Annotated in this window: 11 protein-coding genes; 4 read left to right on the forward strand and 7 right to left on the reverse strand. The window is 35.4% G+C overall.

The features are described from left to right. Positions 1-36: 36 nt before the first annotated feature. The 7 genes from AC0UBM_RS10615 to AC0UBM_RS10645 all read right to left on the reverse strand — a co-directional run bounded on the left by AC0UBM_RS10615 (position 37) and on the right by AC0UBM_RS10645 (position 5,053). Positions 37-255, reverse strand: a complete 219-nt coding sequence (locus tag AC0UBM_RS10615; RefSeq protein ID WP_475688615.1) for an SHOCT domain-containing protein — start codon at positions 253-255, stop codon at positions 37-39. A 19-nt stretch (positions 256-274) separates the two neighbouring features. After that, the gene (locus AC0UBM_RS10620) at positions 275-493 is read right to left on the reverse strand and encodes a heavy-metal-associated domain-containing protein (protein ID WP_475688616.1); all 219 of its coding nucleotides are present in this window, start codon (positions 491-493) and stop codon (positions 275-277) included. 12 nt (positions 494-505) lie between these two features. Beyond that, positions 506-775 (reverse strand): hypothetical protein, encoded by a 270-nt coding sequence (locus AC0UBM_RS10625; protein ID WP_475688617.1) that lies wholly within the window; start codon positions 773-775, stop codon positions 506-508. A 17-nt stretch (positions 776-792) separates the two neighbouring features. Beyond that, the gene (locus AC0UBM_RS10630; RefSeq protein WP_475688618.1) at positions 793-1,401 is read right to left on the reverse strand and encodes a WG repeat-containing protein; all 609 of its coding nucleotides are present in this window, start codon (positions 1,399-1,401) and stop codon (positions 793-795) included. A gap of 72 nt (positions 1,402-1,473) precedes the next feature. Further along, positions 1,474-2,055: a helix-turn-helix domain-containing protein gene (locus tag AC0UBM_RS10635; protein ID WP_475688619.1), complete on the reverse strand. Its 582-nt coding sequence runs from the start codon at positions 2,053-2,055 to the stop codon at positions 1,474-1,476. A 174-nt stretch (positions 2,056-2,229) separates the two neighbouring features. Further along, positions 2,230-2,652: an HYC_CC_PP family protein gene (locus AC0UBM_RS10640; protein ID WP_475688620.1), complete on the reverse strand. Its 423-nt coding sequence runs from the start codon at positions 2,650-2,652 to the stop codon at positions 2,230-2,232. A 172-nt stretch (positions 2,653-2,824) separates the two neighbouring features. Then, positions 2,825-5,053, reverse strand: a complete 2,229-nt coding sequence (locus AC0UBM_RS10645) for a TonB-dependent receptor family protein (RefSeq protein WP_475688621.1) — start codon at positions 5,051-5,053, stop codon at positions 2,825-2,827. Between the two features lie 420 nt (positions 5,054-5,473). Here AC0UBM_RS10645 and AC0UBM_RS10650 point away from each other — a divergent pair, with 420 nt between their 5' ends. From AC0UBM_RS10650 to AC0UBM_RS10665, 4 genes are all read left to right on the forward strand, one after another. Beyond that, complete coding sequence (locus AC0UBM_RS10650; protein ID WP_475688622.1) at positions 5,474-5,890, forward strand: HYC_CC_PP family protein; 417 nt, start codon at positions 5,474-5,476, stop codon at positions 5,888-5,890. 109 nt (positions 5,891-5,999) lie between these two features. Continuing rightward, positions 6,000-9,839 (forward strand): efflux RND transporter permease subunit, encoded by a 3,840-nt coding sequence (locus AC0UBM_RS10655; RefSeq protein ID WP_475688623.1) that lies wholly within the window; start codon positions 6,000-6,002, stop codon positions 9,837-9,839. Further along, a complete protein-coding gene (locus AC0UBM_RS10660; protein ID WP_475688624.1) occupies positions 9,832-11,097 on the forward strand; it encodes a TolC family protein in 1,266 nt (421 codons plus the stop codon). Before AC0UBM_RS10655 ends, AC0UBM_RS10660 begins: the two co-directional genes overlap by 8 nt. A 10-nt stretch (positions 11,098-11,107) precedes the next feature. Continuing rightward, positions 11,108-12,991, forward strand: a complete 1,884-nt coding sequence (locus AC0UBM_RS10665) for an efflux RND transporter periplasmic adaptor subunit (RefSeq protein ID WP_475688625.1) — start codon at positions 11,108-11,110, stop codon at positions 12,989-12,991. Positions 12,992-12,998 lie beyond the last annotated feature (7 nt).

Here is a 12,998-nt window from a genome sequence, read left to right on the forward strand (position 1 = left end):
TGTTTTTTTTAATTAATCTTTTAATTAATCTTTTAATTAATCTTTTAATTCCAAAATCTTTTTAGATTCTTCATATTCTTCCTTGGATATTTCGCCTTTTGCAAAACGCTTTTTTAAAATTTCCAGTGGGCTGTCCTTCTTTGTTTTTTGATATGGAATATCTACAGGGATAAAGAATATCCAAGCAATAAGGATGACCCATATAATCCACCATATTAGGTGCATACCTCCAAAATGTCCGTCGTATAAATGCATAGTTTTTAGGTTTTAATTGTTATTGTTTTAGTTCAGTAATTGTATATCCAATAAGTTTGCTGAGTTGCTTTTGCAACTCAGCAATTGAAAGGGCCTCTTTCATTGTGATGATTGTAGCTCCTTTAGGTGCCAAGAATATCTGTGCTTTTTCAATGCTGGGATGAGCTTCTAGGGTTTCTTTGACTCTTGTTACACATCCGCCACAACTGATTCCGTTTATTTGAAATTTTTGTTTCATTGTATTTAACTTTTAGTGATGTTGATGCCCTTTGTGTTTTTCTATTGGCTTCTCTGTTGATTCTTTTTGTTTATGGTCGTGACCCTTATGATTTTCACTATTGTGTTGATGCCCACCGTTTCCGTGTGATCCGTGAGGCATAAATAGATGAATGGCAAACATTATAATTATAAAAGTGAAAAGGGACGAACCGCCACCTATCCCAAACGAGGGTGCTAAAAAGATGAACAGTAGTGGAAGTCCACAACCAATAACCATCCATATCCAGTGATTGTTTTTCATTTTATTAGTTTTAGGTATTATTGTTTATTTATTTTTTTTAATGTCCCCTTATTATTTTTGTCTTGAACCAAGACTAAATTGTTGGAAATAAGCTTGGATGCTATGACAGGGGGATTTTTATCATTCTTATTTTTGGGTGAGATGTGAATGGCTAACTGAGTTAAATGGTCAATGGTCTTTCCTTGTTTATCTATAACTACTTCAAAATAATGGTAGCTAACCACGTCTTTGTTGAAAATATCATTGTAACCAATGGTCTCTTTATGAACTGTTAGCGCTAATGCCTTATCATTTTTGAAATTAGTAGCGTTCAGGAATTGAGGTATGATGGTAGTTTCCCCTCTTTTATTTATGTAACCATAATACAGCACCTCTTCCTTATGATGTGCAATCAAACATCTATCATTATAGAATAAGGGATAGCTTTCGCCATCTATTTTTGTTGACACCAAGTCGCTTCTAAAATCTATTACAATCTCTCCTTCTTTGTTTATAAAAGCCCATTCGCTTCCTTTTTTAACTGCTGCAAGGTCATTATGAAAGGGTGATATATAATCTATGTTTTCTATGGTTTGTGTCATTCCCAACACAGGAATTAGCAGTAATATGATAAGTAGTTTTTTCATTGTGATATGCTTTTGGTTTTGTTGAATTTAGTTAAGATACTCCTGTTCTATCTACAAAACTTTCGTTCTTATTTATATAATTTCATCATAGAAATTACGTTTCCATTTTTCCGTGTTTTTATAGTCCGTCATACTCATTCCCACTATGTCTTTAAACTGTCTTGACAAGTGGTTTACACTACTATAATCCAACAGGTGACCTATGTCAGAAAATGAGTTTTGTTTAAGCTGAATGAGTTCTTTTGCTTTTTCAATTTTTAGTTTGATAAAGTATTTTTCAATTGTGGTCTTTTCATTTGCAGAAAACAATTTGCTTAATACTTTGTAATCACGATGAAGTGTTGATGCTAAAAGTTCAGAAGTCTTAACTTTTATATGTAGTGGCAACTCCTGCAATTCTTCAATCAAAATGATTTTGATACTTTCTATAAGCATTTCCTCTTCAGTCTGTACAATTTCAAAGTCATTGGCGTGAAGTACATTTGTTACAATATCAATAATTTCATTATTGGTTTTGCCAAGTGCTTCTACCGACAGTCTTCCTAGTTCTAATGAGAGTACAGTTACTCCAAGTCCCTGTAGTTCTTGTTTAATTACTTTCAAGCAGCGATTACAGACCATGTTTTTAACCCAAAATTCTTTTGGTTCATTCATAGTGTTTTAAATTATTGCTATTGAGTTTTAAACTCAATAGTTCGTAAAGACGTAGCCTTTACAAGATTAATGGTGTAAATAGTGTTGTTCAGAAATGGGTACAACAATTGTTAGCCAGAAGTGAAATAATGGCTATGATAGGAGCAGATTAAATTTAATCTGCGATGTAGAAAATCAAATTAAATAAGTCTCGTGTAGAATTTGTATGTCCTTGAATAACAAGGGCGGCCTGTAATGTTTAAAAGGAACAACATTTTCATCTAGTCCTTCAAATAGATTTATATAAGTGTAAAAAAAAGTGTTTAGGAAAACGATATCTTCAGCCTGAAGTTCATTGTTGGCTTTTTTGACAATATCATCTCCTGTTTTTAAAAATGACCTACTGTTACAGCAATCTTTTTCTTGAAATGTTGTGCATTTCTTGGTCGAGACATCTTTCTTTTGAACTTTGTCTTTGCATGCTTCTGCTTTGCTAAGAATGGCCATATCTACCAATTTGTTACAACAAAAGTGCATATTCACGGCAAACGAAGAGGTGGAAAACAGTATAAAAACTGCTAGGAGAAAGGATAATATTTTAGCAAAATAAGATTTCACGCTATAAAGTTAAGAAATTTTTGTTTAACATTTGAAAATTGATAAAATCAAACAAAATTATTTTAACATGTTTAATATTAAGTATTTATATTTTTAAATCAATAATCCAATTACGTAAATATAATTTTAAAGATTGAACAAAAAGATGATATAAATCATATTTCATTTATCTTTAAAATTGATATCCTAATATAAAATTTATGCCTAAAGGATGGCCAGGTCGTAAACCTGCTGGTACACGAGATACAGCATATTCTGTGTCAAACAGATTAATTACGTTTGTTGATAGCGTAAAATTTTCATTGAAAAAATAATGGGCAGATAGGTCAACTATAAAGTTAGAATCCACTTTGAAATTTTCAGGAATCGGTCCAGAACCCGCTTTAGTTCTAAATGCACCTGTATATCGTGAATTTAGGTTTACGTCAAATTTCTTATGCTGTAGCCCAAACGTTGCATTCAATTGGTTTTTTGCAATGTATGGTATTTCGTCCCCTTTGGTCACCACCCCATAAATATCTTCGTTGCTATCGAAACTGGTCAGAAATTCGGTGTCCGTGAGGGTATAGGAAACCGACACAGGAAGTTTAAATTTTTCTGAGGTATTATATAATAGGTTGTAATTCAGTAAAAATTCAATTCCGCTTACGCGAACTTCACCTGCATTAAACTGGTCAAGACTTCCCGTACCACCTGTAGCAGCCAAATCACTTCCCAGTAGGTTTTGATAGTCATTGTAAAACCCAACAAGTTCCCCTTGAAGCCCTTTAACGCTAAATCGAGTACCTACTTCATAGTTAATACTTTCTTCGGCATTTTGCCCCGGTGTATTACTTGGTGGGGAAAACCCTTTGTGCACACCACCAAAAACCGAAAAATCGTTGTTGAATCTATAATTTGCGCCTATACCAGGAATCCATACGTTTACTTTGTTTTCGCGAACGGATAAATCTTGACCAGTCCTTGAAGGGTCATTAGTACCATAGTCCATTCGGGTTAGGGTTATATTCTCATAGCGTAAACCAGGTGTTAGGGTCAGGTTCTCAACTTTAATGGTGTACAAGAGGTGTGCGGAGAGAGCTTTTGCACCACTTATGCGGTTAGCGTCAGACCCTTTCTCGCCTACTGTGGTACGTATCAATTCGTTGTTCAGGAATGCATACCTGTCCACCCATTGAAATCTGTCCTCGTCATCTTCGTGGTAGCGTATTCCGGCTTCCAAAGTCTGTAACCAATCAGAACCCCATCGTAGTTTAGCAATGGATTGAACACCATTTGAAGTGTATGCCCTGTTATTTGCCTTCACGCCCATAACATCTTCTTGGGTGTTTTCGTTTCCTAAAATGGTCTGGTATTCTAAAGGATAATCCTGTGGTGATGAGAGGATATTGCTAATGCTCACCCTTTCGCCTAAATTTACGTTGTCCAATTTGTACCAATTACGCTTGAATTTATTCAAGTAACCGTTAGTGCTTATGTCTAATGATGGTGATAATCGTACAAAATGGGTAATTTGATATTGTTGATGCTCGGCGTTCATTACATCCTCTGAAGAAGCTCTGTATCTTCTATAGGGATTTTCTTCAAAATCTTCATCTGTCAATCCCAAATAAGTTTCGTTTGCCTCTTCTTCAGAATATTGGATTTTAAACGTTAATGACTGATACGTTTTTGCATCTAAATTTGAGTTAACCCGAAATTTGGCAGAATAATCAGATTTATCAAATCCTGTATTACCACCGCCATCGAGATTTTTAAAACCATCAGAATTATAATTAAAATAATCCGTTACAAATCCAAAGTTTTTATAGCTATCACCAATTGTTAATTGAGTACTTCTTGAATCGTAATTTCCTACAGCAATGGAAGCCCTTCCAGAGAATTTGTTTGGAATTCGGGAAGATATCATATTTATGGCGCCACCAGTGGTGTTGGGTCCGTATTGAATTTGACTGCTTCCTTTTAAAACCTCTACGGCCTGCATACGACCAATGGTAGGAAAATAATAGGCGGCAGGTGCGCTGTAGGGTGCGGGCGCAATCAGAATACCATCTTCCATCAAGTTGATTTTTGCACTGCGCTCAGGCGATGTGCCTCGCAAACTTATATTTGGGCGTAGCCCAAATCCATCTTCTTCATAGATGTTAATTCCTGGAACTGTTTGTAATACCCTGTTGATGTTGGTATAAGAGAATTTTTTTAAGTCTTCTTCGGAAATATAGCTTGCAGAACCCGTTTTGTTTTTAATCTCAAATCTACTGCCTAGTATAGTATTTCCAGAGACTATCACCTCCTTTAACTGTTCTGTTTTTTGTTGGATAGTATCCTTCTTTTGGGGATTAGTTTGTGCCCATATAAATGAAAATGGTAAAATAAATAGTAGAAAAAAAAGAGTTCTCATTTGCTGTAAATTATTTAGAATGAATATAAATAAAGAGGCAAATGTAATAGTCTTTTTTAATTATACAAATATTATTTAGAATAATTCTTAATAATATTTTGGTTCATTGAGACTATTCATCGTAGAGCAGAAATAATTGAGTACTCTAATTTGGGTTTCCAAGACTAATCATAATAGACAAAAACAGTATTGAATAAATAATAAATTTAATCAAGATGATATTTATCATAAAATATAAAGAACAGGTATCTTTAATTTGCTAAGACAATTAGTGCAGTTCGTTGAAATGAAAATCACGTTATTTAGATTTCAAAATAATCAAAATAGCTCTACTATTTTCAAACAAAAAATAATTTTAAAAATCTAATTTTTTGTTAAAGAAATGAATTGTAATCAATTTTTTTTAACTTTGCAACGTTAATGAAAAAAACTTTCTATAAAATATCATCCTTTTTAATGGCATTATTAGTCATGCTCTCAACAGTGTCTTTCACTATTGAAAGTCATTATTGTGGTGATTTTTTAGTGGATACATCTTATTTTGGTTCTGCCGAAAGTTGTGGTATGGATCTAGCACAAACTAATTCTTCAAAGGAAGATACTCTTGAAGGAAAGAATTGCTGTAATAATGAACAAATTACCATAAATGGGCAAAATGAGTTAAACGTTTCGTTTGATAATCTTACAAATAATCAGCAAATTTATGTTGCCACATTTGTATATGCTTATATCAACCTTTTTGAAGGTTTAGAAAACGAAGTATCGTCATTTTCACAATACCCACCACCACTTATTGTCAAGAATATCTACAAGCTTGATGAGACTTATTTAATTTGATTTTTAAACAATAGACTTTATTATCCAATGGATGCTTTTCCATTAGGGTAGCTTTATGTATTCGGTATTTTCTTAGTACCAAAGTTTAATTGTTTAATTATCAAAATTTATGTTAAATAAAATTATCCGTTATTTTCTCGAAAATAAGCTAATAACATTTATATTACTCGCCGCATTTATTGTTGGAGGTTATGTAACCGCTCCGTTTAATTGGGAAAGCTCTTTAATAGAGAGAAACCCAGTACCTGTTGACGCCATTCCTGATATTGGCGAAAATCAACAAATTGTATTTACCGAGTGGATGGGTCAATCTCCTCAGGATATAGAGGATCAAATAACCTATCCATTAACAACAGCATTACTTGGTATTCCAAACGTGAAAACCATACGTAGTAATTCAATATTTGGACTTTCTAGTATTTACATCATATTTGAAGATGACGTTGATTTTTACTGGAGTAGAACTAGAATTCTAGAAAAACTAAATTCTTTACCACCTGGTACAGTACCTAACGAGGTGACACCAGCACTTGGACCTGACGCCACAGCTTTAGGGCAAGTGTATTGGTATACTCTTGAAGGTAGAGATGCTAAAACGGGCAAACCAACTGGTGGTTGGGACCCTCAAGAATTGCGAACCATTCAAGATTTTTATGTGCGTTATTATTTAACCGCTGCCAGTGGTGTTGCCGAAGTAGCTTCCATTGGAGGCTTTTTAAAAGAGTACCAGATCGAAATAGATCCTGATGCTATGAAGGCCAACAACGTGGACGTTAAAATGATAATGAACGCTGTTAAAAACAGTAACCTAGATATTGGTGCCAGAACTTTAGAATTTAATAAAGTAGAATATTTAGTTCGCGGTCTAGGGTATATTAAAAATTTATCTGATTTAGAGGAGAGTGTTGTTACCGTTAGGGATAATGTTCCCATACGATTAAAAGATGTAGCCAAAATACAGTTTGGTCCAGCAGGTCGTAGAGGAGGCCTTGACAAAAGTGGTGTGGAAGCTGTAGGTGGAGTAGTTGTTGCACGCTATGGTGCCAACCCGCAAGCTGTAATTAAAAACCTAAAGGCTAAAATAGATGAAGTTGCTCCAGGATTACCGTCTAAAACACTAGAAGATGGCACAGTTTCCAAAGTAACTATTGTACCATTTTATGACCGTTCTGGTTTAATTCAGGAAACCATTGGAACTCTAGAACTAGCGCTCTCTCATGAAATACTGATTAGTATTTTAGTGGTAATCGTATTGGTTCTTAATCTTAGGGCTTCCATATTAATTTCGAGTATATTGCCCGTTGGCGTATTGATGACCTTTATACTAATGAAATATTTTGGCGTAGATGCCAATATTGTTGCCCTTTCGGGTATAGCCATTGCTATTGGGGTGATGATCGATGTAGGTATTGTTTTTACCGAAAATATAGTGAGGCATTTGGAAATGCCCGAAAATGAAGGTGTAAGAGGTAAAAAATTAGTGCAGGTTATATATATAGCAACCGTAGAAGTGGCATCAGCTGTAATTACGGCTCTTGCTACCACTGTTGTGAGTTTCTTACCAGTATTTGCAATGCAAGCCGCAGAAGGGAAGTTATTTAGTCCTTTGGCGTGGACCAAAACATTTGCGTTGATTTCAGCACTGTTCATTGGTATTATGTTTATTCCAGCCTTGGCAAAGGTTCTGTTTTCCATTAGAATTGATTCAAAGCGAACGAGCCGAATATTTAATGCAATCTTAATAAGTTTTGGATTTGTTTTCCTAATCGCTTATGGAAGCATTATTGCCATAGCCCTAATTGCCATTGGTATAAATAATCTATTGACACAAGTACCGGAAAAAACCTTTTTAAAAGGAAAATTAAAGCTTCCTTATTCCGAAAAAACAGCCAATTATGTCAACATAGTCATCACCATTATAATTTTAGTCTATTTCCTGACTATAGAATGGATGCCTTTAGGAGTTGCTAACTCCACATTTGTCAATTTTATTTTTGTGATAATAGTAATAGGTGTTGTTTTGGGGGCATTAATGGCTGTAGTGTATTTTTACAAAAGCATTTTAACTTGGTGTTTGGATAATAAATGGAAATTTTTATTGATCCCCATTCTCGTAGTTTTCTTCGGAATGACCATTTGGTTAGGGTTTGGCAAAGTCCTTGGTTTTATGCCAGAATTCACTAAAAATAATGTGGTTTGGGAAAAACTGGACAAAGCTCTCCCTGGGTTGGGTAAAGAGTTTATGCCAGCCTTAAATGAAGGGTCATTCTTGCTAATGCCCACTACCATGCCACACTCTAGTATTTCTGAAAATATGGAAGTTATTGCAAGTATTGATAAACACGTCATGACCATCCCTGAAATCGGGTCTGCGGTAGGTAAATGGGGACGTGTAAACTCTGCTCTTGATCCTGCACCTACATCCATGTATGAAAACACCATAAATTACATTCCAGAATATATTCTTGATGAAGATGGACACAGAGAGCGTTTTAAAGTTAATAAAAACAACGCTTTTGTTTTAAAAGATGGTACCACCTATACATATGGTACTGACGAGTTTCGTAAAATAACGGAAGAAGAACTTATTCCAGATGATGACGGTGAAAACTTTAGGCAATGGCGAGAGCATATCCAAAAACCAGATGATATTTGGAATGAAATTGTTAAGCACGCCAAATTCCCGGGGTTAACATCAGCTCCAAAACTGCAACCTATCCAAACACGATTGATTATGTTGGCAACAGGTATGCGAGCACCAATGGGGATTAAAGTATTTGGACCCACGTTGGAGTCGATTGAAAAAGTTGGGTTTGAATTAGAAAACATTCTAAAGGAAGTACCAAGTGTCAATCCACCAACCGTGTTTGCAGATAGAGTTGTTGGTAAACCTTATTTAGAAATGAAGTTAAACCGTCAGGCCATGTCTAGATATGGACTATCTGTAAAAGATATGCAAATGCAACTCTCGGTAGCCATAGGTGGAAAACAACTAACTACAACAGTAGAAGGTAGAGAGCGCTTTCCAGTACGTGTACGTTATGCCAGGGAGTTTAGGGACAATCCAGATGATATTAAAAAGATATTGATCCCCACACCCGCAGGAGTTCAAGTAGAATTGGGTGAATTAGCTGATGTTACTTATGTTAGAGGACCACAAGTCATAAAAAGTGAAGATACCTTTTTAACAGGCTATGTTATATTTGATATGAAAGAAGGCTATGCTGAAACCAATGTGGTTGAAGATGCACAAGCCCTTATTAAACAGAAAATGGATAGTGGCGAATTTACATTACCAGCAGGTGTAACCTATCGTTTTACAGGAAATTACGAAAACCAGATAAGAGCATCAAAACGTTTAATGATTGTGGTGCCCATTTCATTAATTGTAATTCTGTTAATTCTATATTTTCAGTTTAAATCAATGATTCCTTCACTGATGGTTTTCTCTGGTATCTTTGTAGCTTTCGCTGGTGGTTTTATCATGATTTGGTTATATGGACAGGAATGGTTCTTGAATTTTGATGTATTTGGGGTATATATGCGTGATTTGTTTCAGATGCACACCATAAACCTGAGCGTCGCCGTTTGGGTAGGTTTTATTGCCTTGTTCGGGATTGCAACCGATGATGGGGTAATTATGGGAACTTATCTAACCCAAGTATTTGATAAGAGACATCCAGAAACCGTTAAAGAAATTCGGGCTTCGGTAATTGAAGCAGGTTCAAAAAGGGTTCGTCCCGCAATGATGACCGCAGCGACTGCTATCATTGCTTTAATCCCTGTACTTACATCTAGTGGTAAAGGTTCCGATGTGGTTATCCCCATGGCAATCCCTTCATTTGGTGGTATGCTGTTACAGGTCATGACCATGTTTGTGGTACCTGTACTTTACAGTATGTGGAAAGAGAAAGGATTAAAAAAACAATTAAAATCAAGTAATGCTTAAATTTATAATGATGACAGCGAATACTAAAACATACCTTTTCTTGAGCCTAGTTGTACTGTTTACAACAAGTATTTTTAGTCAAGAAAATTTGAATAACTATTTGGAAATAGCAGCCAATAATAACCCCGCTTTAAAGGCAAAGTTTAATGATTATATGGCTGCTATGGAAAAAGTACCTCAGGTAGGTACTTTACCAGACCCTACTTTTGCTTTTGGATATTTTATCCAGCCTGTGGAAACAAGGGTTGGTCCACAAAGGGCAAACTTTAATTTAATGCAAAGCTTTCCGTGGTTCGGTCTGTTAAGCGCCAAAGAGGATGTGGCCACTGAAATGGCAAAAGCTATGTACGAGGACTTTGAAAATACAAAATCCAATATCTTCTTTGAAGTAAAAACAGCCTATTATAACTATTATTTTATTGAAAAGGCTATAGAGATAACTAGAGAGAATATTGAAATTCTTGAAGTTTTTAAACGCCTGTCTTTAGTGAAGATTGAAGCAGGCAATGCCTCTATTGTAGATGAATTGCGTGTTGAATTAGAACTAAACGATTTGGAAAATCAATTAGAACTGTTTTTGGATACAAAAGATTTTTTGCTAATAAAGTTCAACAACTTATTAAACGGGGAATCTGTTTCTGAAATACTAGTTCCAGAAGAATTGTGGCAAGAGGAAATTCCTTTAGAGCAGTTAAATATGCTTGATGAAATCTATGCCTCAAACCATCAAATCAAAAGCATAGAACATAAGTTAAACGCCTTTTTAAATCAGGAAATTGTAGCTAAAAAAGAAGGATTGCCAAAGTTTACTGTTGGTGTAAATTATACCATAGTTGGTGACAATCCTATGTCAACGGCATCAGATAATGGTAAAGACGTGTTTTTGTTTCCATCGGTAGGTGTTAAAATTCCTTTATATCGTAAAAAATATAAAGCTTTAATAAAAGAAGCACAATACAGACAGGAAGCTGAAATATCCAGAAAAGATGATAAAAAGAATACTTTAAGTTCGGTTTATGAAAATACGTATAAAGACTTCAGTGATGGTAACAGACGTATTGCTTTAAATCTAAGACAATCTGAAATTGCAAAAAAAGTTTTGGATATATTAATTGTTTCCTACTCTACAAACTCTAAAGACTTTGAAGAAGTATTGCGGATAGAACGCCAATTACTTAAATACAAATTAGAACATCAAAAAGCATTAACCGATAAAAATGCCGCAGCCGCATTTATGGATTATTTAATAGGAAAATAAAATGAATATCATGGAAAAATATAAAAAATATATCATAGCAGCCGGTATTTTAATACTCGGAATTATTTTAGGAAATGTATTTTCTGGTGGAGACTCAGAAACTACACATGCGGAGGGGGAACACGATTATGTTCAAGACCCTGTAACACAATTATGGACCTGCTCTATGCATCCACAAATAAAGATGGAAAAACCTGGGAATTGCCCAATTTGTGGTATGGAACTTATTCCAATGGAATCATCTGATGATTCTTCAGAAAACATTGCAGCCAATGAAATCGTAATGAATGAAGAAGCCTATCAATTAGCAAACATTCAGACTACTCTAGTTGAAAAGGCAAGTGCCGAAAAAGAGATACGATTGTTAGGTCGTGTAAAACCTGACGAACGCAGGTTGTATTCTCAAGTATCTCATATTCCGGGTCGAATAGAACGGCTGTACGTTAATTTTACAGGTGAAAAAGTATATGCTGGTCAAAAAATAGTGCGTATTTATTCGCCAGAATTAATCTCAGCCCAAAAAGAATTGTTTGAGGCTATTAAGTCTAAAGATGTTTATCCACAGTTATATACTGCATCACGCAATAAATTAAAGCTATGGAAGCTGTCCGATAAGCAAATTGATGCCATTGAAGCAACTGGGAATGTGCAGGAACAAATCGATATTTTGTCCGATCATTCAGGCTATGTAATGAGTAAAAATGTAGAGATTGGAGACTATATTAAGGCTGGTGGTAATTTGTTTGACATTGCTAGTTTAAGTACGGTTTGGGTTATGTTTGAAGCTTATGAGTCCGATATTCCATGGATACATATTAATGATAAGGTAAGTTTTACCATACAAGCTATTCCTAGTAAAACCTTTGAAGGAAAAGTTACCTACGTTGATCCTTTTGTTTCACCCAATACACGAGTTGCAAAAGTACGTGTAGAAGTAAAAAACCCATCAAACACGCTCTTGCCGGAAATGTATGCCAGTGGTATTATTAAAGCAAAAATGAAAGGCATGGAAAATACCATTGTTATACCAAAATCAGCAGTACTTTGGACCGGAAAACGTGCTGTGGTTTACGTAAAAGTACCACACGAAAAAACCATTTCGTTCGTATATAGGGAAATAGAACTGGGGCAGGATATGGGCCAGTTTTATAGTGTTGCTGACGGCTTGGAAGAAGGTGAAGTTGTTGCCACAAATGGTGTGTTCAGAATTGATGCTTCTGCACAACTATTGGGGCAAAAAAGTATGATGAACCCAGACGGCGGAAAGGTGAATGTGGGTCATAATCACGGAGGAATGGGTATGGACGGCGACGCTAAAAATGATGGCGTTGATCATTCTAAAATGGACATGAGTGATTCAAAAATGGAAGGAGAAACAAGCCCAGACCATAGCAAAATGGAAAAGGAGACCGATCATACAGATATGAACCAGCGCATTACAACAACGGACGGATTTAAAAACCAGTTGGAACAAGTGTTTAACGCCTATGTTAAATTAAAGGATGCCTTTGTAAAAGGTGATAACAGTACCGCTAGCGCTTCAGCCAAAACGTTATTGAGTGCCATGAAAAAGGTGGACATGAAACAATTGTCCGACCATAACGCACATAACCATTGGATGACGATATCCAAAGAAATTACAGAGTCTGCAACTTCTATTTCAAAAATTTCGGATATAGAAAAACAGCGCAGCCATTTTAAGCACTTATCGGCACATTTATCTAAAGGTGTTAAACTATTTGGAGTAAACCAAAAAGTGTACGAACAATTTTGCCCAATGGCCGACAACAATAAAGGTGCTTACTGGCTAAGCCTTAATGAGCCTATTAAGAACCCGTATTTAGGTGCTAAAATGCTTACTTGTGGAGACACGAAAACAGTCATTGTAAAATAATAAAAAA

It is taken from the genome of Formosa sp. F44 (genome assembly GCF_056238645.1).

Coding starts and splice junctions, on each gene's coding strand:
- AC0UBM_RS10660 (WP_475688624.1), top strand. CDS start 9,832: ATGCTTAAATTTATAATGATGACAGCGAATACTAAAACATACCTTTTC.
- AC0UBM_RS10645 (WP_475688621.1), bottom strand. CDS start 5,053: ATGAGAACTCTTTTTTTTCTACTATTTATTTTACCATTTTCATTTATA.
- AC0UBM_RS10635 (WP_475688619.1), bottom strand. CDS start 2,055: ATGAATGAACCAAAAGAATTTTGGGTTAAAAACATGGTCTGTAATCGC.
- AC0UBM_RS10620 (WP_475688616.1), bottom strand. CDS start 493: ATGAAACAAAAATTTCAAATAAACGGAATCAGTTGTGGCGGATGTGTA.
- AC0UBM_RS10625 (WP_475688617.1), bottom strand. CDS start 775: ATGAAAAACAATCACTGGATATGGATGGTTATTGGTTGTGGACTTCCA.
- AC0UBM_RS10665 (WP_475688625.1), top strand. CDS start 11,108: ATGGAAAAATATAAAAAATATATCATAGCAGCCGGTATTTTAATACTC.
- AC0UBM_RS10615 (WP_475688615.1), bottom strand. CDS start 255: ATGCATTTATACGACGGACATTTTGGAGGTATGCACCTAATATGGTGG.
- AC0UBM_RS10630 (WP_475688618.1), bottom strand. CDS start 1,401: ATGAAAAAACTACTTATCATATTACTGCTAATTCCTGTGTTGGGAATG.
- AC0UBM_RS10655 (WP_475688623.1), top strand. CDS start 6,000: ATGTTAAATAAAATTATCCGTTATTTTCTCGAAAATAAGCTAATAACA.
- AC0UBM_RS10650 (WP_475688622.1), top strand. CDS start 5,474: ATGAAAAAAACTTTCTATAAAATATCATCCTTTTTAATGGCATTATTA.